At 43.6% G+C, this 19,810-nt stretch carries 14 protein-coding genes and 7 pseudogenes; 11 read left to right on the top strand and 10 right to left on the bottom strand.

Going from position 1 to position 19,810, the window contains the following annotated elements:
* The first annotated feature begins 51 nt into the window (after positions 1 to 51).
* From G7Y90_RS10825 to G7Y90_RS10815, 3 genes are all read left to right on the top strand, one after another.
* Positions 52 to 375: a hypothetical protein gene (locus G7Y90_RS10825; RefSeq protein ID WP_045454966.1), complete on the top strand. Its 324-nt coding sequence runs from the start codon at positions 52 to 54 to the stop codon at positions 373 to 375.
* A gap of 112 nt (positions 376 to 487) precedes the next feature.
* Positions 488 to 832 (top strand): hypothetical protein, encoded by a 345-nt coding sequence (locus tag G7Y90_RS10820; RefSeq protein WP_201559825.1) that lies wholly within the window; start codon positions 488 to 490, stop codon positions 830 to 832.
* Positions 829 to 1,185 (top strand): TusE/DsrC/DsvC family sulfur relay protein, encoded by a 357-nt coding sequence (locus G7Y90_RS10815; protein WP_087945575.1) that lies wholly within the window; start codon positions 829 to 831, stop codon positions 1,183 to 1,185. The genes G7Y90_RS10820 and G7Y90_RS10815 overlap by 4 nt, the downstream gene beginning before the upstream one ends.
* A gap of 83 nt (positions 1,186 to 1,268) precedes the next feature.
* Here the strand turns inward: G7Y90_RS10815 and G7Y90_RS10810 are convergent, their stop codons facing one another.
* Positions 1,269 to 1,841 carry a tRNA (cytidine(34)-2'-O)-methyltransferase gene (locus G7Y90_RS10810; RefSeq protein ID WP_045454970.1) on the bottom strand — a complete coding sequence of 191 codons (573 nt, stop codon included), beginning with the start codon at positions 1,839 to 1,841 and terminating at the stop codon, positions 1,269 to 1,271.
* A gap of 302 nt (positions 1,842 to 2,143) precedes the next feature.
* Between G7Y90_RS10810 and G7Y90_RS10805 the strand changes: the two genes are divergently transcribed.
* Positions 2,144 to 2,284: an entericidin A/B family lipoprotein gene (locus G7Y90_RS10805; RefSeq protein ID WP_045447789.1), complete on the top strand. Its 141-nt coding sequence runs from the start codon at positions 2,144 to 2,146 to the stop codon at positions 2,282 to 2,284.
* Between the two features lie 115 nt (positions 2,285 to 2,399).
* Here the strand turns inward: G7Y90_RS10805 and hemW are convergent, their stop codons facing one another.
* Positions 2,400 to 3,698, bottom strand: coding sequence for a radical SAM family heme chaperone HemW (gene hemW / locus G7Y90_RS10800; protein WP_201559824.1), 1,299 nt, complete (start codon positions 3,696 to 3,698; stop codon positions 2,400 to 2,402).
* A 276-nt stretch (positions 3,699 to 3,974) separates the two neighbouring features.
* Here hemW and G7Y90_RS10795 point away from each other — a divergent pair, with 276 nt between their 5' ends.
* Both G7Y90_RS10795 and G7Y90_RS10790 read left to right on the top strand, forming a co-directional pair.
* Complete coding sequence (locus G7Y90_RS10795; protein WP_201559823.1) at positions 3,975 to 4,469, top strand: EVE domain-containing protein; 495 nt, start codon at positions 3,975 to 3,977, stop codon at positions 4,467 to 4,469.
* 148 nt (positions 4,470 to 4,617) lie between these two features.
* Positions 4,618 to 4,935 (top strand): hypothetical protein, encoded by a 318-nt coding sequence (locus G7Y90_RS10790; RefSeq protein ID WP_250162368.1) that lies wholly within the window; start codon positions 4,618 to 4,620, stop codon positions 4,933 to 4,935.
* On the opposite strand, the gene G7Y90_RS10785 is transcribed toward G7Y90_RS10790, so the two are convergent.
* The gene (locus tag G7Y90_RS10785; protein WP_250162367.1) at positions 4,913 to 5,050 is read right to left on the bottom strand and encodes a hypothetical protein; all 138 of its coding nucleotides are present in this window, start codon (positions 5,048 to 5,050) and stop codon (positions 4,913 to 4,915) included. The two genes, G7Y90_RS10790 and G7Y90_RS10785, sit on opposite strands and share 23 nt — an antisense overlap.
* A 113-nt stretch (positions 5,051 to 5,163) precedes the next feature.
* Here G7Y90_RS10785 and G7Y90_RS10780 point away from each other — a divergent pair, with 113 nt between their 5' ends.
* The 4 genes and pseudogenes from G7Y90_RS10780 to accC all read left to right on the top strand — a co-directional run bounded on the left by G7Y90_RS10780 (position 5,164) and on the right by accC (position 9,674).
* Complete coding sequence (locus G7Y90_RS10780; RefSeq protein WP_045454977.1) at positions 5,164 to 5,655, top strand: hypothetical protein; 492 nt, start codon at positions 5,164 to 5,166, stop codon at positions 5,653 to 5,655.
* A gap of 462 nt (positions 5,656 to 6,117) precedes the next feature.
* Positions 6,118 to 7,484 (top strand): annotated as a pseudogene (locus G7Y90_RS10775) (MATE family efflux transporter).
* Between the two features lie 247 nt (positions 7,485 to 7,731).
* A pseudogene (gene accB, locus G7Y90_RS10770) lies at positions 7,732 to 8,159 on the top strand (acetyl-CoA carboxylase biotin carboxyl carrier protein).
* Positions 8,160 to 8,313: 154 nt separating this feature from the next.
* Positions 8,314 to 9,674, top strand: a pseudogene (gene accC, locus G7Y90_RS10765) (acetyl-CoA carboxylase biotin carboxylase subunit).
* Positions 9,675 to 9,789: 115 nt separating this feature from the next.
* Here the strand turns inward: accC and G7Y90_RS10760 are convergent.
* Together G7Y90_RS10760 and leuA are read right to left on the bottom strand one after the other, a co-directional pair.
* Positions 9,790 to 10,410, bottom strand: a complete 621-nt coding sequence (locus G7Y90_RS10760; RefSeq protein ID WP_201559819.1) for a hypothetical protein — start codon at positions 10,408 to 10,410, stop codon at positions 9,790 to 9,792.
* A 258-nt stretch (positions 10,411 to 10,668) separates the two neighbouring features.
* A pseudogene (leuA, locus tag G7Y90_RS10755) lies at positions 10,669 to 12,452 on the bottom strand (2-isopropylmalate synthase).
* Between the two features lie 303 nt (positions 12,453 to 12,755).
* Between leuA and G7Y90_RS10750 the strand changes: the two are divergent.
* Positions 12,756 to 13,152 (top strand): annotated as a pseudogene (locus tag G7Y90_RS10750) (Lrp/AsnC family transcriptional regulator).
* 9 nt (positions 13,153 to 13,161) lie between these two features.
* On the opposite strand, the gene G7Y90_RS10745 reads toward G7Y90_RS10750, so the two are convergent.
* From G7Y90_RS10745 to G7Y90_RS10725, 5 genes and pseudogenes are all read right to left on the bottom strand, one after another.
* Positions 13,162 to 14,415: a YbfB/YjiJ family MFS transporter gene (locus tag G7Y90_RS10745; protein ID WP_250162366.1), complete on the bottom strand. Its 1,254-nt coding sequence runs from the start codon at positions 14,413 to 14,415 to the stop codon at positions 13,162 to 13,164.
* A gap of 94 nt (positions 14,416 to 14,509) precedes the next feature.
* A complete protein-coding gene (locus G7Y90_RS10740; protein ID WP_055124146.1) occupies positions 14,510 to 15,862 on the bottom strand; it encodes an ABC1 kinase family protein in 1,353 nt (450 codons plus the stop codon).
* 86 nt (positions 15,863 to 15,948) lie between these two features.
* A pseudogene (locus tag G7Y90_RS10735) lies at positions 15,949 to 16,741 on the bottom strand (HesA/MoeB/ThiF family protein).
* Between the two features lie 35 nt (positions 16,742 to 16,776).
* Positions 16,777 to 17,688 (bottom strand): peptide chain release factor N(5)-glutamine methyltransferase, encoded by a 912-nt coding sequence (gene prmC, locus G7Y90_RS10730; RefSeq protein WP_201559814.1) that lies wholly within the window; start codon positions 17,686 to 17,688, stop codon positions 16,777 to 16,779.
* A 51-nt stretch (positions 17,689 to 17,739) separates the two neighbouring features.
* Positions 17,740 to 19,639: pseudogene (locus G7Y90_RS10725) on the bottom strand (AmpG family muropeptide MFS transporter).
* Between the last annotated feature and the right edge of the window lie 171 nt (positions 19,640 to 19,810).

Raw genomic sequence — 19,810 nt, 5'->3', positions numbered from 1 at the left:
GATTACATCTTATGATAAATTGTCAGCGACCAATTAGATTAGGAATTAACCATGAAATTATTAATTCAGCTGCTCACGCCGACTGAAATGGCGAGTTATGAAGGCTGTGCGCTTGCATTAACGCTAGCGACCTTTGGTCATGAAGTACAGCTGTATTTGGATGCGCCTGTTTTTGGCTTGTTGATGCAGCCTGCGTCGCGTTTGCATGGCATGATTCAGTCGCTTGAGCTATATGACATGCCAGCCGCTTGGCTACCTGACGATGTCTTTAGCGGGTGGGTCACAGGTATGCTGCCTATTGATTTGGCTTCACAATTGACATTGATACCTGAAGTGGTGAACGCTTCAGACTTTGAGCAAATACTACGCTTTTAGCCTCGCAATTTTATTTAATACTTTAAATACTAGGGCGTGTCCTCATTTTAAAAATAGAGATGAAAATGAGGACACGCCTTATCCTAAATCTAGCAACGAATCGGACACTGTTATGGCAACTTTATATCAAATACACAGCACAATGGATATGCTCAGGCGCAGTGTCGATGAGATGTCACGGACATGGCGCACCGGTGACAGTATTCTCTTGCTTGGTAGCACCGTGGCTTTTATCAGTTGGCTTGATGCGTATTTGAGTGACAGTGAAATACAAGGCATCGCAAATATTTATGCCTTAGCCGATGATGTGGCGCAGCTGAGTAACAATACCAGTGCTAAGCTCAATCTAGAAACCAAGTTGAGTGGGCTGTTAACCGATGAAGAATGGGTCAATCTAACTCAGAATACCGATGCTAATAATGCGGGGTTTGATAAAGTAGTGACCATCGCCCTATGAATAACGATAATACGATTAATCACGATATAACAGCGGCAATCAACGTTGAATTGGATCAAGACGGTCATTTATGTGACCATAATATCTGGACCCCTGATGTCGCTCAGCAATTGGCCGACACTCTAGAGGTGCATCTAGAAACTGAGCATTTACAAATTTTACAACAGGTACGGGCATTTTTTACTCAGTTTAATCACGCACCAGCCACGCGCCCACTGATTAAATGGTTACAGAAAACCTTGCCAGAGCATGATATTAGCAATCAGAAACTACAGCAGTTATTCAACACTGGCTTGGTTGCCCGCCATGTTAATCGCCTTGCCGGTCTGCCCAAACCACCCAACTGTTTGTAAGATATATGATTGATAAGGGATTATGAATGGCGATGAATACCTGAATGTTGGATCATCGCCTGCAATCAGTAAAAAATGCACGGCTATTTTGGATCGTACACTGTCAACGTCTCATACCCGATACTACGACCTTCATCACCAGTGAAGCCTTGCTGACGCCAGACCTCATACAGACATATCGCCACACTATTCGATAAGTTCAAACTGCGTGAATCAGCCAGCATAGGCAAGCGTAACCAGTGATCAGCGCCGATATCTTCACGTATATCATCTGCCAAACCTGCTGTTTCAGAGCCAAATACTAAGGCGACATTAGGTATCTGTTCAGGCATCAAAGCACGATCAGATTCGGCAGCCATCTGTTGCCCACCAAAGTCATAGTCATAAAAAGGCTTGCTCAGTTTGGTGGTCAATGCTGTGACAATATGACAATCCGCTGCCTGTAGCGCCAGTTTTGCTGCTGCCCAATCATCATGTACTTGTAGGTGCGCGTATTCATGATAATCCAAACCTGCACGCCGTAGCTTTTTATCATCAAGCTCAAACCCTAATGGCCTGACCAAGTGTAGCTGCGCGCCCGTGTTGGCACATAAGCGGATAATATTGCCCGTGTTACTAGGCATTTTTGGCGCTACCAACACAATATGGGTGGTCATATCGACTCCTTAAGTCGTCAAATCTGCGTGTTATCGTCGATCCAAGATAACGTGGACAGACTCTACTAAGATGATGGTTATTTGAATTTCTGAGCAAAAGGTAATTAAAAGTTACAGTTTACTGCCAATAATTACATTTTGATACTTTGCACAGTTTTTAACTTTCACTATGATGTCTCTAACGGATATCGAGATAGTATTTATCAATTATTATCTTATCCAATAACCCCTCAGTGAGGCTCAAGCCTAATGCTTAGCATCACTGTTATTATTTATAACGACCCATTTTTGAGGATTCTATTATGAAAAAATTAATCATTGCATCTTTAACTGCTATGTTTGTTCTAACTGGTTGCAACACTTTTAAAGGTTTGGGCCAAGACGTATCAAGCGCTGGCGAAGCTGTTACTGGCGGCGCACAAGACGTACAAAATAAAATCTAAGTATTGATTTTTTTTGCGTATTTGAAAGGCTTATCATTTATGTGATAAGCCTTTTTTTATGACTTTATTTTTCGATAGTAAAGACTGACATTAAAGACACCGTGAATATCTCCAATTATAAAAAGGCTCGCAATATCTGATTGAGATAACGTTGACCCAATAGCGTTGGCTGTAGCCGCTCAGTACTGTCTACTAGCAATCCCTGAATAATCAATTGCGCCACTTGTATAGCAATATCATCGTAACTCAGCCCTGTCCTTGCGGTAAACATCGACCAAGCGACACCGTCATGTAGACGTAGCGCATTCAGCATAAACTCACTGACCAACTCCTCACTGTCAATTTCCTGCCAACCCACCATTTTTGGTGCGCTTTGTTTAACAGAAGAATCAGTGTTATCTTGATAATCCACATAATCTTTAGGCAGTCGTGACTTACTAAAACGATAAATACCAGAGTCTGCTAGCAAGTCATTCTTTAAGCCATTCTCTGTTAATGCTGATGCTTCATGAGCAATCGTTACTTTGCCATGCGCGCCCGCACCAATCGCTAGGTAGTCACCAAATTGCCAGTAATTAACATTGTGACAGCATGCCTCATCTGACGCGCCTGCCCACGCGGATACTTCGTAATTATGGTAGCCCAACTGCTGCAACAACGCTTGACCTGCCTGCTCAATATCTGCCAAGTTATCCTCATCTGGCAAAATCGGCTGGCTACGGTAAAATACGGTATTGGGCTCAATCGTTAATTGATACCAAGAAATATGCGTCGCCCCAGCATCATGCGCCATCTGGATATCGTTCAGCGCCTCATTCATCGTTTGCTGCGGCAGCCCATGCATCAAATCGACATTGACTCGCTCAAACCCAGCCTCGCGAGCCGCACGAATCGCTGACAATGCTTGTGCAGGGTCATGTATGCGACCAAGGGTTTTGAGCTTATCAGCAGCAAAACTTTGTACCCCTATCGACAAACGATTGATACCCACCTCTAAATATTGGGCAAAAGGCGCATGCTCAAGCGTGCCCGGATTGGCTTCCATCGTCACTTCAATGCTATCAGCAAACTTAAAAATGTTGCGTAAGCCAGTAAACAATCGCTGGTATTGCGCAATGGGTAGCAGTGAAGGCGTACCACCACCGATAAAAATCGAACTGATTTCACGCGCTTGGGTTAACGACTGCTGCATGGCGGCATCTGACAGCAGCGCATCCACATATTCGTCATACATAGATAGCTGCGTATCCATCGGCAGCTCATGCGAATTAAAATCACAATAAGGGCATTTTTTGACACACCACGGGATATGAATATAAAGCGCCAGTGGGATGGCGCTTACCTGTATCCCACTCGCAGTATTATTAGAGATGCTGAGATTATCAGAAAAATGAGCAGGTGTAATATTTGACATAAACGAAGGTATCTATAAAAAAGGTTACATAAATGGATGACTGCTGTCACTAGCAGAAAGTAACGCTAGGATAACGGCTAATGTGATTAAAAAAAAGGCTATCTTAAAGAAAAGCCGATCAATAACAAAACCAGTCACAAACATCCATGTTAACCCTGTACTTTTATAGGCAAAATAGTGAAGAATGATGGCATAAAGTGACATTGTATTAAATGACATTGCATAAAGTGATATTGCAAATAATGAATGGCTGATAATGATAAATAGGATAAAGATATGGCTTATTGGTTAATGAAGTCTAACCCCAAGTTTTTTGGTATTGATGATTTGCAACGCCTAGAGACCGACAGTTGGGATGGTGTGCGTAATTACCGCGCTCGTAACTTCATGCGTGACGAGATGCAGGTCGGCGACAAGGTGTTCTTTTATCACTCTAGCGCTAAGCCGTCTGGCGTCGCTGGCATCATGACGGTAAGCAAAGCAGGCTACCCTGACCCTTGCCAGTTCCATCCTGAGCACCGTCATTACGATCCTATTGCCACCGAAGATGAGCCACGCTGGTATATGGTAGACGTCACTTTTGAGCAAGCATTTATTGATATTCTACCACTATCAGCCCTTAAATTTTTACCCGCACTTGAGGATTCACTATTAATGAGAAAAGGCTGTGAGCAACTTACCGTGATTCCACTAGACGCCAAACACTGGTACGCCATTATGGATATGGCAGAAACCCTTCATCTACTATCTGAGCAACCAGTGGTGAGATAGTAACGATTGAGTAAGGTTTTTAGTGTTATCAACGAACACTTATTGATGCGCTGTCTGCAAAAAATTTGCTATATTTGCGATTTATGCTCAACAATTCATTTATCGATTTTCTTTATCATGCCTTTATCCCCATTATCAGGACCCGCTTATGAGCGCACCCAAACTACTATTATCTGTATTAACCGTCAGCATGTTCAGTCTGACCCTTAGCGCCTGTGGCAGTGACGGGGACAAGGTGAAAGAGGAATATGACCGAATAGAAGATCAGGTGAAAGATGAATATGATCGTGTGGAAGACAAGGTCAAAGAGAAGTATAAAGAAGTCGAAGATAAGCTGAGCGATGATGAAAATCCATGGCTGAGATTTTGGAGTCGGTATTTTTACCAGAAGAATCACTCGATAATTTCTTGGATAAATAACCCCAGAAGGCGGTCGCGGCGGTTTATATGTCGGACACTTTATTGAGATTGACGATGGTGACAACGACGATATCGATATCGGTGCCGTTTACTTTGACATCAGCAAAGATGGCGCTGGCAGCGTCGATGGTAGCGTTAGTTATCAGCAGCAAGCCTGCCAAGAAAATAACACTTTGGGTATCAACTCAGCCATTAAGGTTGACAACTATATCGCGGGTAAAATAACAGGCAGTCTCGATACGTTAGCGTTTTAGACATTAAATATGTCAATGATTTGGGCGTAGAAACACCAAACTTATTAACCACTTTTGCGGGGAGCTTTGAGGAAAAAGAAGCAGGATCACCTTGGAGAGGTAGCTTTGAGTATCAGGATGGCATCGGCGGTAAAAAACTGACCAGTAGCGAAAAAAATTGCAACGTCACCTACACCATCAGCGATCGCTCTAATTTTAAGACGTACCCACTTGATTATAGTCTGGGCAAAATGACTCTTGATGTCATCGGTAATGGCAGTCAAAAGACTGTCACTTGGCAAAATCCTGCCAATACCAAGCATTTACTGGTCAGCCAAATTGATGTCAATAAAGCCGAGTCTGGTGCCAACGGCTATGTGCAGAACGTGATATTAAGTAATCTTGAAACGCAGTTTGCTCCTGTTATTCCAGTCATGTTCACCAATTACGTGATTGTCGTGCAAGCATTTGATGCCAATAATACCTTGATTGGCTATCAAGCAGTGGTGCAAGATTTGCCTGAGTCGCTATAAATGCCTGCTGATGTGCCTATAAATTAGAACGGTTATCGTCCAGTGCACGCTCTATTGAATCGATTACCTTTCACAGTCAGTTTTTAAGATCGATACAACGCTTTTAAAGCGTTGACATCATAGCGTGGCTTCTTTACCATTCTATTTATTTATGACCTGTCAATCCACTGCTTGGATTGACGGGTTATTTTTATTTTTGTGCCTGACTTTTTTTTGCATACTCTGTCTATATAGGCTTGCTCATATTATTTATCGGAGTATTATCGTCGGCACGACTCCCCCTTTTACATCCAGCCAAAAAACTAGATTGGCTTGGTTAAACTTGCTTAGAGCATGTCCTCATTCTCATTTGCTTTTCCGCTCAAGTTTTTGGTCAGGGTATGACTGTCTCGCTATTGTTTTGTTGATGGCAATATTTGCTCATCTATCATAATTACCGCAAAGAATAAAAAGTTGCTCACTATGGTTTTCCCATTATCTTTTAGAGATTTTAAAAGCTACAGCTTACGCTTAGGCGTGCTCGCGCTTCCTATTTTAATTACTCAGTTTTGCCAAGCAGCACTTGGTGTGGTCGATGCTATCATGGCAGGTCAAGTCTCCGCGCTTGATTTGGCTGCCGTCGCCGTTGGCTCTGGTATTTGGCTGCCGCTGTTTTTTAGCCCACTGGTATTTTAATCGCCACCACCCCTCTTATTGGTGAGGCGATCGGTCAAAATAAGCACCATCAAGTGCCACATATCACGCAGCAGTCTTTATGGACCGCCAGTGTCATTGGTATTATGGGCTTTATCATCGTTAATTTAGCACCCAATGTACTTGGGGTCATGGGTGTGCCTGAAAACATCCAACCGATAGCAACGCAGTATTTGCATGGCGTGTCGTTTGGTTTTCCCGCACTGGCTGTCTATGCGGTACTACGCAGTTATTGCGAAGCACTTGGGCGACCTGAGCCGGTGACAGTGATTAGTATCATCGGACTACTTGCCGATATTCCCCTTAACTATATATTTATCCACGGTCTGTTTGGTATGCCCGAAATGGGCGGCGCAGGCTGCGGGGTCGCAACGGCTATTGTGTTATGGATAAATGTTTTATTACTGGCGGCTTATACCAGCTTCACTAAGCGACAGCAGTTTGCCAGCACGCGCTTCTTTTATGCCTTTGCCAGTCCTAATCGTGCACAGATTAAAAAGCTCCTTAAACTTGGTATTCCGATTGGTATCTCTATCTTTTTTGAAGCCAGTTTGTTCAGCTTGGGCGCTCTTGTTATCAGTCCATTAGGTGAGCTAGCAACCGCATCGCATCAGGTGGCATTAGCAGTGACTTCCCAGCTGTTTATGATTCCGATATCGGTCGCGATGGCACTGACAATAATGGTATCCAATCGTTTTGGCGAAAAAAACCTCATAGCGTTACGTCAAGTGCAAGCCACTGGTCTTATCTGGACAGTATTGATTGCGCTCACTTGTATGATTGGTATTTGGCTATTTAGGCCGCAATTGGCAGCCGCATTCTCTGATAACCCAGCCGTTATCACGCAATCTATGCATTTACTTATTTTTGCTCTTGGTTATCAGCTGTTCGATGGCTGGCAAGTCAACGTCGCTGGTATATTGCGCGGCATGCAAGACACCACGATCCCAATGTGGGTCACGTTGTTCTGTTACTGGCTGGTGGCATTGCCACTCGGTGTTTATTTGGTGCGCTTCACCGATATAGGCGCACAAGGGTTTTGGATGGCATTAATCACGGGTTTATTCTTATCGTCTATTCTACTCACCCTACGCCTGCGCTATCAACAAAAGCGTCTGACGACGATGTGGGGTTAATGCATCAGCTATACTGATGTAAATGCAGTATCTACTAACCATGACTAGCGCTACATGGTCACATAGACTATGATAAATCATTAAGCATTTCTTACTCGTAGAAATGCTTACGTCAAATATGTAAAAAAACTCAGTAACAACTGTACATCGATTGCTCATTGCCATGAATATAGGTATCATTAGCAATTACCTACACAATATTTAGTTACACTATTTCTTGAAATTAGTAGAAGGCAAAATTAAAACTATGGATATTGAAAAAATACGCACCTAATCGCCCTCATGGAAGAAAGTGAACTGGTTAATTTAGAAATCAGCTCAGATGATGAGCACATCAGCTTAACTCGTCACTATGATGCGCCTGCACCGACCATGATGGCCGCACCTGCTGCTGGCATTACCCCTATCACTGCTGAAGCAAAGCCAGCGGTAAAAGCGGGTAGCGTTGAGACATCGCCGATGGTTGGTGTTTATTACTCAGCCCCTAGCCCTAATGATCCGCCATTCGTAAAGGTCGGACAAAAGGTGCAAGCTGGTGACACATTGGGCATCATCGAAGCCATGAAAATTATGAATCCTCTTGAGGCAACGCAAAGTGGTGTCGTTGACGAAATCTTAGTCGATAACTCCGAAGTGGTACAGTTTGGTCAACCCGTCATACGCTATAGAGCTTAACGACACTATTTACCAACCTTTACCTCATTATGATAGAGATTTCGTTATCATTTGGCATTTTAGCTTGAGTTATTTTATCTTTATCGTAGCTCGATTTAATGGTGCCTAAAATAACGACTCTATCAATGACCGCCGCTTCGACAAGGATGACCCCATGATAAAAAAACTGCTCATCGCCAATAGAGGTGAGATTGCCCTACGTATCGTTCGAGCCTGCAAAGCCCTTGGCATAGAGACCGTCGGTATCTACTCCACAGCTGATGCAAACTTGATGCACCTGCGCTTTGTTGATGAGGCAATCTGTATTGGCAAACCCAATGCCAATCAAAGCTATCTTGATATCAATACTATTTTAACCGCAGCTGAAATCACTGGTGCCGACGCTATCCATCCGGGTTATGGTTTTTTGGCTGAAAATGCTGAATTCGCTGAACGCGTCGAAGAAGCAGGTCTCACTTTCGTTGGTCCTAATGCTGATCATATTCGATTAATGGGCAATAAAGTCTCTGCCATTAATGCGATGAAAAAAGCTGGCGTACCGACCGTCCCTGGTTCAGTGGGCGCGGTAACGTTGCATAATGCTGAAGAGCAAGCACGCCATATCGGCTTTCCGTTATTGATTAAAGCCGCTTCTGGCGGCGGCGGTCGCGGTATGCGTGTGGTTGAGCGCTTCGAAGAAGTCATTGGGCAAGTACAGGCTGCTAAGCAAGAAGCTGAGCTGTGGTTTGGTGATGATACCGTGTATATGGAACGCTACCTACAAAATCCGCGCCACGTAGAGATACAAGTGCTTGGCGATGGTAACGGTAATGCCATTCACTTATACGATCGAGATTGTTCATTGCAACGTCGTCACCAAAAGGTATTAGAAGAAGCCCCTGCGCCTGATATCCCTGATGATGTACGTCAGCCTATCTTAGATGCTTGCGTTAAAGCATGTGAGTTGGTGAAATATCGCGGTGCCGGTACTTTTGAGTTTTTATTTGAAAATAATGAATACTTTTTATTGAGATGAATACTCGTGTGCAAGTTGAGCATCCGGTAACTGAGATGATTACTGGCATCGACGTGGTTGTCGAGCAGTTAAAAATCGCAGCCGGCTACGGTTTGTCTTATCGTCAAAGCGAGATTGAAATTCAAGGCCATGCCATTGAATGTCGCATCAATGCTGAAGATCCAGCCACCTTTATGCCTTGTCCTGGTACAGTCACTCAGTTATTTGCCCCCAGTGGTGCTGGTGTACGCTTTGACTCGCACCTCTACCCGGGCTACGAGATTCCAAGCTATTATGACTCATTGATTGGCAAGCTTATCTGCCATGGTCAAACGCGCCAGCAAGCCGTCTCTAAGACGCTGCATGCACTCGATGAATTGGTGATTGAGGGTATTAAAACCAATATCCCGCTGCATCGCGATGTCATTTTGGCAGATGACAATTTTATTCACGAAGCACAAAATATTCATTACCTTGAAAGAGAGCTTCTAACTGGCAATAAAAAGAAGGCGGATGTATAACCTGCTTTGATTCATTGTTAAACATAAAAAAACCGCTACCTATTTAGATAGCGGTTTTTTTATGTTTCTATTGTAGAAAAAAATGGTCTTAAGTCTTATGATTAACGATAAAGTGCTATGGCAACACTCTATTAAAATTCATAAAGCATTCATTACCATCAGGATCCGCACACCACTGCATTTGGTTGCCGTCGTGGTTTAAAAACGCAATCAACGCTTCGTCAGTTTGGTCGATTTGGTTACCTGAACAATCTACTTCATTGTTGTCATAGACTGTTTTTAGCGCAATAATGGGCAGCCCTTCTTCGCGGTGCGTGATTAGGTAACGACCATATGTCCACTCTTTGCCACTCACTGCCCACATCTCATTATCGGCCGCAAAATTGTATAGCTCGCGGCACTGGCTTGCTTTTTTGGCAGAGACCTTTAACTGGTTGTTGGTATTTGGCTTAATATTAAGGACGCGCTTTTCACTTTGCACAAGGACACCGCCTTCTGTACCAGCAGTTACTTCTGGCTCATCACTTTTTGTCTGTTTCAGCTCTTTTGCTACAGCTTGTCTGGCTTTGGCTTCTTTGGTCATCGTGATACTACTGTCTAAGTCGATTTCCCATTGTCCTGCGATAGCTGGGCTGATATGAGTGGTAATAGTCGGTTTAGTGACCACTTCGCCATTTACTGGCAATGACGCCAAAATAGCAGCCAATGAAAATGAAGCAAGTGAGATAGGTTCCATAATTAACCTTTTGTTTATAATATATAATAATATGAGTTATGTACATTAGCGTAAGTCTTAGACATCAAAAACACAAGTAACATTATGCTATTAGTCGCGATGCTTTAGCCAACTGCAAGATAGGCGATAATCATAAATGTCTACTTTCTACATATAGACTGTCTTTTTTCATGCAAAAAATAACGCCATCGCTTTACTTGCTAAAGACAAGAAGCGACAGCGTTATAGCGACAAGTTATCAAAACGATCATAAAGACATTAAGCAGTGATAGTACTAACTGCTTGAGCAAACGCTGATAAGGCGCCTTTAAGCATCGCTGATACAGTACTGCTGCAAGTGCCAATACCAGAATAAACCTCCCCATCAACATTCAACTGAATGTAAGCAGCGGCATTGGCATTGGTTTTGTTGTCATTATTGGTATCATCATCGATGCCATCACCGCTATTGTGCTGTGGATTGATGGCATGCTCAGCGTAATTAATAACATGGATAGATTTACCAGTGTGCTGGGCAAGTCCGTCTATAAACGATGATAATGGACCATTACCAGTGCCATCAATATTAATGATGTCCCCATTCATTTGTACTTGACCAGTAAAGTAGACTTCACCGCCTTTATTATTGACCGTATAATCTAATAGCTCAAAACTGCCTTGCTGTAGATACGTGTCTTCAAAGGTTTGTAAGATTTCATCATTCTGCAATTCGCGAGCAGCTGATTCAGCTTGCTTCTGTACCACGCCGCTGAAGTCAATTTGCATCCAGCGCGGCAAATTAAAGCCATAGTTGCGCTGCAAGATATAAGCCACACCGCCTTTACCAGACTGGCTATTGATACGTACCACATCCTGATAACTACGACCGATATGCGCCGGATCAATTGGCAAGTAAGCCACATCCCAAACGTTATCCGTCTCGTTTTGATGCTTTTCGTTATAATCGAGAGATTTTTTGATGGCATCTTGATGCGAGCCACTAAAGGCCGTAAAGACCAATTCGCCGACGTATGGATGACGCGGATGTAAGGGCAAATTGTTACATTCGCTGACCACTTGTACAATTTCGCTCATGTTACTAAAATCAAGCTCTGGATCGATACCTTGACTAAACAAGTTCATCGCCATGACCATGATATCCATATTACCCGTACGCTCACCGTTACCCAATAGCGTACCTTCGATACGATCGGCGCCCGCTAATACCCCAAGCTCTGCTGCTGCAACCGCACAGCCACGGTCATTATGCGTATGCAAGCTGATAATGACATGCTCACGCTGGGCAAGATGACGGCAGAAATATTCGACTTGGTCGGCAAAAACATTGGGCATAGACGCTTCAACCGTCGCTGGCAAGTTTAAAATTACTTCCTGCCCTTGTTGTGGTTGCCACACATCACAGACCGCATCACAGACTTCTACAGCATATTCAGTTTCCGTTTGACTAAAGCTCTCTGGTGAATACTGGAATACCCACTCTGTTTCTGGGTATTTAGCCGCATATTCAACCAATAATTTAGCACCAGTAACAGCAATTTCTTTGATTTCAGCTTTATCTTTACCGTAGACCTTTTCACGTTGTACACGGCACGTTGAATTATAAACATGGACAATCGCACGCTTCGCGCCTTTCAATGACTCAAACGTACGGGCGATCAAATGCTCACGAGCCTGTACCAATACCTGCAAAGTCACATCGTCTGGGACGTGATTTTCTTCGATAAGTTTACGAGCAAAATCAAACTCAACCTGCGCCGCTGATGGAAAGCCAATTTCAATTTCTTTAAAACCAACCTCAACCAACGTTTTAAAAAAACGCATTTTTGTTCGATCGTCATCGGGTCAATCAGTGCTTGATTGCCATCACGCAGATCCACACTTGCCCAAATTGGTGACTTTTCAATCGTTTTGCTCGGCCAAGTACGATCTGACAGCGATGGCGCAAAAGCAAATGGACGATACTTTTTATAATCAAAAGCGGCATTTTTGGGTGTAATCTTTGCAGTCGTTGAAGCTACAGTGCGTTTGGCTTGGTCAGACATAATCAATCCTTAGATGATATGGGAATTTATGTTTTTAGCTGGACGGCTGGTGATTAGATCAATGTTTATCATACGAGATAACCAATGTTTATACCATAATAATATCAGAGTTTATGCAATAGAAATCAGCTTTCTTTGATAATATATGGCGCTATTTTAGTGAAAAAATACAATTTAATCAGTATATTAGCTGAATTCACTAATAAAGCAACAGATCATGCCAAACATCATCTGGATAGTCCATATTTAGCCGATATTGAGATCGATCGACAGCTCTTGCGCGTATTGCAAACTCAGGCACGTATGAGTATCACCGAGCTTGCCGAACGCGTCAACCTGTCAGCCACGCCTTGTGCACGCCGTATTAAACGCTTAGAAGATGCTGGTATTATCACAGGTTATCACACCAAAACAGATGCGCAAAAACTTGGCTACCCGCTCGCCGTCTTTATCGCGATTAGTATGGACCGCCATACGGCTGAGCGCTTTGAGCAATTTGAGCGCAAGATTCAGAGCTTTGATGAAGTCATTAGCTGTAGCATTGTCACGGGTCGTACGGAAGACTACCTTATCAAGGTAAGGGTACGCGATATGGCACTTATGAGGATTTTTATTACATAGGCTCAATCGTATCGAAGGTGTTGCTCAAGTGCATACCAGTTTTGAGTTGCGAGAAATATTTAATCGTAGTGTGGTTTAGTAGTGTCGTTTAAATGGTAGTCGGTGGCTGTCGACGAAACAATAGTAACAGCACCAATCCAACCATCAATCCAGCGGCGGCAACGAGTAGCCCTGCATTGAAATTGTCGTCCTGCCCTGCCAATGCTACCGTCACCAATGGTCCCAAGAACTGACCCAATGCATAAGCCAAAGTTGCCAATCCTATCAGCAAATTTGAGTAAGCAGGATTGATGTTTTTAATCAAAGTGAGCGTCATCGACACCATACCTACGAATGTCAGCCCTAAAATAGCAGCATTACCATACAACCCAATAGCGCCGTCGAACCATATGGGCAAGCACATGCCAAATGCTTGTAATATTGTTAAACCTATTAATGTTTTTATTTCACCAATTCGTTTGGCAAGTGCGCCCCACAGTGGATTTGATAACATCGCAAACACACCAACGACTAGCCAAATGAGCAATCCAGCATACGTCTGCGTCGTGAGCCGCTGTGCCATGACTGGCAAAAAGGTCGCAGAGGTAATATAACCGAATCCTGCCAGTACATAGCTCGCTGACAGCAAAGCAATAGCCTTACGATGACCAGCAATGGCCTCATACAAAGCGCGCTTAAAGCTCAAATAGGTTTGATGCACTGACACGTGCTGTTTAGGATCAGTCCGCAGCAAGTCGGAACCATTTGTTTGTCTTGGTTTTACCGCATAGAGTAGCCATACCAGAGGTAAACTTGTAAAGCCTGCTACCAACCAAATGACATCAAAATGATAGCCCAATATTAACAACCACCACGTCAGTATGGCAGAGGCACTGATGCCCACACCAATACCTGCGTAGTGTACTGCCGACAGTACAGAGCGGCGTTCAGGACTTAAGCTTTGAATCACAAACGATGAGCTTAAAATCATCGCTACCCCGCTTGCAATACCTGCGATTAGACGAATGAGATACCATAGAGTTAATGACATATCAGGTACGACAAGTAGCATCGTTGTGACGACACTTATAATCGCCCACAGTGTCAGTGCTTGCCACGTTGAACGCTGAGGCACAAACATGGCGATGAGGGCACCGATAAAATAACCGATGTAATTGATAGAGGCAAGACAGCCTGCAATCGTCGTTGAAATCGACAGTTGCACCATAATATCAGGTAAGGTGGCAGTAAACAAAAAACGTCCATAGCCCATGACGACTGCCATGCAGTACATACCAATACAGGCAATGGCAGCTTCATTGGTAATATGAGGAAAAGCACGGCTTTTGAGAGCAGTCATCATGACAGAGCCATTTTTGCGGCCATTAGCACACAATCCTTTGTGTTAGAGCATTCAAGAGCAGCGGCAGATTAATAATCAAACATACAAGCGAAAACTACGATACGTTTACTATTGGCGGCATGGTCACATCTGTTTCTGTGTGTCCTAGCATTTGTACGCGTTGATCACTAAACATATCCATATCAGGTGCCAGCGTACGCATAAAGCGATCAAAATACAGCATCTGCTTGGTCAATAAAGCAAAGTCACGTGGGAAATGAATACCATGACGCTTACCGACTTCTACAATCTCAAGCATCATTTTATTTAGCTCATCGGCTTGCTCTTTACTATTAAAAGGCACACCACTGGTAAAGGATTTGTCCTCCGCCATAATAGTCTTCATCATACGCTGCAAATCATTACCCAATGCCACTACATCGACTTTATTGCCACCATGGGTCATTTCCATATCAATCATATGGCGCGCCATCGCTTGATAGTCACTGTCCTGCATAGCTTGCATCATACCCATGCACGCACGCCAACTCTCAGCTTTTAGCTTACCGACAATACCAAAATCCAAGAAGCCAATACGACCATCGGTTAATAGCATCAAATTGCCCGCATGCAGGTCAGCATGGAAACTGTTGCACAGCATGAGACTGGCAAACCACGTATTCAAGGTATCCGCCATGACTTGCGCAGGATCAGCACAATACTGACGCATGAGCGACTCATCGACCATAGAGACGCCGTACAAGCGGCTCATGGTTAGTACACGCTTGGTCGTCAGCTCTTCATATACTTTGGGTGCTACCACGCGTGTATTGCCCGATACGGCTAAGAACTGCTGAAAATCGCGGATGTTTTGTGCCTCAGCGATAAAGTCCGTCTCGGCAAGCATTCGCAGGCGAATCTCATCGATAATCGGCGCAATACTGGCAAACTTCATCGACGGCATCAAGATCTCAAGTAACTTAGTCACCCCATGCAATACGCCCAAATCGGTTTGCATAATGGTCTCGACGTCAGGCTTTTGTACCTTTAATACGACTTCATCGCCATTATGCAACCGTGCCGCATGAACTTGAGCAATAGAGGCTGATGCTAGTGGATTTGAGTCGATATGGGCGAACTTATCATCAAGCGTCATGCCATCAACCGCCAACTCTTCTTTCAATACCTGCTCGATATAAGCATAGGACAATGGCGTGGTTTGATCCAGACAGCTCTGAAAAGCTTTTACATATTCACGTGGAAACAGTGACGGCGTACTGGCGATAAACTGACCAATCTTGATATAAGTCGTGCCCAATTGCTCAAACGTTTCTTTTAATAATGTGGCATCAGGCTTTTCACCTTTTGCCACTCTCAGCGCAGATAAACCTGCCACGCTGGCTGTTTGGCGAACACGGTTCATGACATTGAAGGTATGCTTTAATAAATGCGGACGATGAATTTTCATAAAAAACAACTATGGTCATAAGAAAGGTTTTTGAGAATAGGCGATCATAAATAATGACAAGTTACACAGTCACTAATGAACAATAACTAATGACTACCACAGACAGGACACTGCGCATCTTTTCTATAGCCCATCAGCCGTTGCTGCATCTGGCTACCATCCCATATTAATAGCTTATTTGTCAGTGGATTTTTGGTTAATCCCAAATACTGCAGAGCAGCATTCGCTTGCAAATTACCCATGATAGCAGTGGTACTCGCTAGCACACCTGAGTTGGCACACGTACGCTCATCAGCCGCTGCATCAAGTACTACCGAACCAAACACGCAGTGATAACAACCAGTGTTTAGTTGCGGCTCAAACAGCGCCAACTGACCTTGCATCGCAATGGCTGAGGCAGATAATAGCGGGATTTTATAGCGCACGCTAATACAATTGATGACATCACGCGTAGCAAAATTATCGGTGCAATCTAAAAGTAAATGAGGCTTGCCTGTCGCCATATCGAGCAATTCATAAGCATTGTCTTCGCTTAATCTTGCAACTGTACCGCGAGCGGTAATTAAAGGGTTAATACGCTCTAGCATTTGCGCCGCTGTTAGCGCTTTAGTTTTACCGATATCCTCAGGTAAAAACAGCGTTTGGCGCTGCAAGTTGCTGGCTTCAATGACGTCATCATCTATAAGATGAATTTGCCCAAGTCCTGCACGCACCAGCGTCTCAGAAGCAGGACAACCAAGCCCGCCTGCCCCTATCATAACCACACGAGCTGATTTTAAGCGTAGTTGAGCGTCAATATCCCAACCATCTATCTATCTGCCTCGCATAACGCAGCAGCTCCTCATCCAACAACTGCCCTTCATCTGATGTGTGCGCCATATTTATTACCAATAACCTATTATTAAAGAAGTCTACTAACAAAAATCTGATGACTTAATTTGACCCAGCGTAACACGATCATTACCACCATAATCTTGTACTGTACGCACAGATTCAAAGTCACTGTCTACAAACAACTTGCGAACGGCATCACCTTGGTCAAAACCATGTTCGATAGCCAGCAGCCCACCGACACGCAAGTATTTCGGTGCCTGTCCTACGATATGCTCTATATCGGCAAGCCCATGATTGGGGGCACTTAAGGCACTAATAGGTTCGGCTACAAGGCGTGCCAAATGCTCATCTTCCTCATCGATATAAGGAGGGTTAGAAACAATCACATCAAATAATAGCTCACCATGACTGGGCAGCTCGTCATACCAACTGCTTTGTATAAACTCAATATCAGCAACATCATTGATAGCTGCATTGTGCTGAGCAACCTTGAGCGCTTCTGGCGACATATCCACCGCAACGACTTGCCAGCTTTCGGCCTTACTGTCTGAACGCTGCGTATTTAACTCGTGAGCGAGACTAATCGCAATACAGCCTGAACCTGTCCCTAAATCCAGTAACCGTTTTGGGCTGCTGACACTGTTTGGCTGATATTTTATCCAAGTTAATACTTGCTCAATCAGTATCTCAGTATCAGGTCGCGGAATTAAAGTGTACTTATTGACAGTAAACGTCAGCGACCAGAACTCTTGCTGACCAGTCAAATACGCAAGTGGCATTCCTTGCTGCATCTTCGTTACACCTGCATTGAATTGCTCAAACTCACTGTCTGTTAGCTGGCAACCTTCATCTGTGATTAGCGCTATCGCAGGCTTATCAACGACATACAACAGCCAATCGGTCAGCCAAAATGACGGTAGCTTGCTATTTGCAGTCTCATTCGTCAATTGCTGAATGTGCTGCTTTATTTGACGAATAGTCGATGCTGTCATAAGTAACTCTTAAAAATATGATGAATCAATGAGAATAAAATACTGCTTAGCCTACTCTGACGCGCGTGGTGGCTCTTTGGTGTCGGTCAGGTTTGGATTCGCCTTGGCCAACTTATCACTGCTTCCATCATTATTGTCATCGCCATAAATATCATCGTTATCACCAATGACGATATGTTTATCAACAAAGTAAATCAATACCAAAATCGGAATCCCAATAGCGAAAGTAAAGATAAAGAAAAATGGATAGCCCATATTATCGACGATAGCACCTGAATAACCGCCCATCACCTTGGGAATGAGCGTCATTAATGAAGAGAAAATCGCATACTGCACTGCCGTAAAACGAATAGACGTTAGAGCAGATAAGAAAGCAATAAACACGGCACTCGCCAGCCCTGCGGCTAAGTTATCAAATATGACCGCAACATACATAAACGGCAAACTGCCTGGGTTGTAAGTTAGTAGTACAAACAATAAATTGGTCGCACACGCAAGAATAGCGCCAATCATCATGGCATGCATCATACGGAAACGCTGTGCCAATAGCCCACCTAAGACCCACCTGCAATCGCCATAATCACGCCGACGAGTTTCACTGCATTGGCAATATCTGTTTTTTACTAAACCCCATGTCTTGATAAAAAACGTTGGAAATCACGCCTGCCACAATGTCTGAAATTCGATATAGTCCAATGAGCGCCAATAGTAATAACGCCTTTTTGCCATAGCGTCTAAAAAAGTCTAAAATCGGCTCAACCCAAGTAGCCATGGCTACTTCTTTTTTCACCAACCCTACTTGCACTAATGCATAACCTGCTACTATCGCTACACCCAAGCTTATCAGCAGATGCAATGTTTCAACAAAGAAGCTGGAGAATGCTCCTTCAAACTCTGGCAGTACTGGCCCCATCAATATATAAGCGGCGATAAAAGCGATCACAGAAAATACAAATAGCGCCAGCCACCAATCTCACGTAGTCTTCGCGAGTTTCAGCAACCAATGGGGCTTTATTGATAATTTTTGGTTGATTGATGATGAAATACAACAGCAATAACGGTGCGCAAGCGACCAGTGCCAAAATAAAACTTAATCGCTGGCATGACCATTAACGGTATCATCGCCAATGTGCTATCGACACTGTATTAATCAAAATATTGATCAGATAAATAATGCCAAAAATCAGACCTGGGATAAGTAATAAAGCAGAATAAATAAGAAATACTTTAAATTGCCCTTTTGCTTTTACTTTGCAACATTTCAGCCGTTGGCTCATAGCTGGCAAACGTGGTTAATACTCCTAAAGTCATGACACCTGCCATAATGTAGTAAGTATTTCGCCATGCCTCATAACTATAAAAAGTCTCATTCGAGCCAAAAAATCTGCCAAATATAACGCGCCTGCCCCCGCGACGATCATGCCGATACGATAACCCGACACATAAATAGAGGATAGAATGGACTGCATCGATGGCGGCGCAAGCTCGATGCGGTAAGCATCAATCACGATATCTTGGGTGGCAGAAGAAAAGCCAAGCAAAACCGCAGCGCCTGCCATGTAGACTAAAACGTCTTCACTAACTGGATTAACATTTGCCATCAAAAAGATAGCCAATATGATAAGCAGCTGTGATACCACCATCCAACTGCGACGACGACCCAACCATTTGGTCAAAAATGGCACAGGAAGCGCATCTATTAATGGCGCCCAAATAAATTTAAACGAATAACCCAGTGCCGCCCAGCTAAACATGGTCACAACACTACGATCAATGCCTGCCTCTCTCAGCCAAAGTGATAAACTTGAAAAAATAAGCAGTATAGGAATACCCGCTGAAAAGCCCAAAAACACATGATAATGACACGAGGGTCTAAATAAGCCTTTGCAGCCTCTCCCCATGATTTTTTGACAGCTGATTGATTGGGTGGCACAGATTTGACAGCAGACATAATCGCTCACTAGCACTTAAGAAAAAGAACACAACCGCGCACAATTTTTATCAATCATTAGTATCATCTATCGGTAACTGACACTGATAAATAGCACTGATAAACGGGATCGATAAAAATTGCTTAACGTTGCACAAATACAGCCATTACAACAAAATTGAATTATGGTAC

Source organism: Psychrobacter sp. WY6 (assembly GCF_018448495.1).
Lineage (GTDB): Bacteria > Pseudomonadota > Gammaproteobacteria > Pseudomonadales > Moraxellaceae > Psychrobacter.
Note: the sequence above shows the minus strand (reverse complement) of the source record. Positions and strands in the feature narration are given on the sequence as shown.

Coding starts and splice junctions, on each gene's coding strand:
- G7Y90_RS10825 (WP_045454966.1), top strand. CDS start 52: ATGAAATTATTAATTCAGCTGCTCACGCCGACTGAAATGGCGAGTTAT.
- G7Y90_RS10820 (WP_201559825.1), top strand. CDS start 488: ATGGCAACTTTATATCAAATACACAGCACAATGGATATGCTCAGGCGC.
- G7Y90_RS10815 (WP_087945575.1), top strand. CDS start 829: ATGAATAACGATAATACGATTAATCACGATATAACAGCGGCAATCAAC.
- G7Y90_RS10810 (WP_045454970.1), bottom strand. CDS start 1,841: ATGACCACCCATATTGTGTTGGTAGCGCCAAAAATGCCTAGTAACACG.
- G7Y90_RS10805 (WP_045447789.1), top strand. CDS start 2,144: ATGAAAAAATTAATCATTGCATCTTTAACTGCTATGTTTGTTCTAACT.
- hemW (WP_201559824.1), bottom strand. CDS start 3,698: ATGTCAAATATTACACCTGCTCATTTTTCTGATAATCTCAGCATCTCT.
- G7Y90_RS10795 (WP_201559823.1), top strand. CDS start 3,975: ATGGCTTATTGGTTAATGAAGTCTAACCCCAAGTTTTTTGGTATTGAT.
- G7Y90_RS10790 (WP_250162368.1), top strand. CDS start 4,618: ATGAGCGCACCCAAACTACTATTATCTGTATTAACCGTCAGCATGTTC.
- G7Y90_RS10760 (WP_201559819.1), bottom strand. CDS start 10,410: ATGGAACCTATCTCACTTGCTTCATTTTCATTGGCTGCTATTTTGGCG.
- G7Y90_RS10745 (WP_250162366.1), bottom strand. CDS start 14,415: ATGATGACTGCTCTCAAAAGCCGTGCTTTTCCTCATATTACCAATGAA.
- G7Y90_RS10740 (WP_055124146.1), bottom strand. CDS start 15,862: ATGAAAATTCATCGTCCGCATTTATTAAAGCATACCTTCAATGTCATG.
- prmC (WP_201559814.1), bottom strand. CDS start 17,688: ATGACAGCATCGACTATTCGTCAAATAAAGCAGCACATTCAGCAATTG.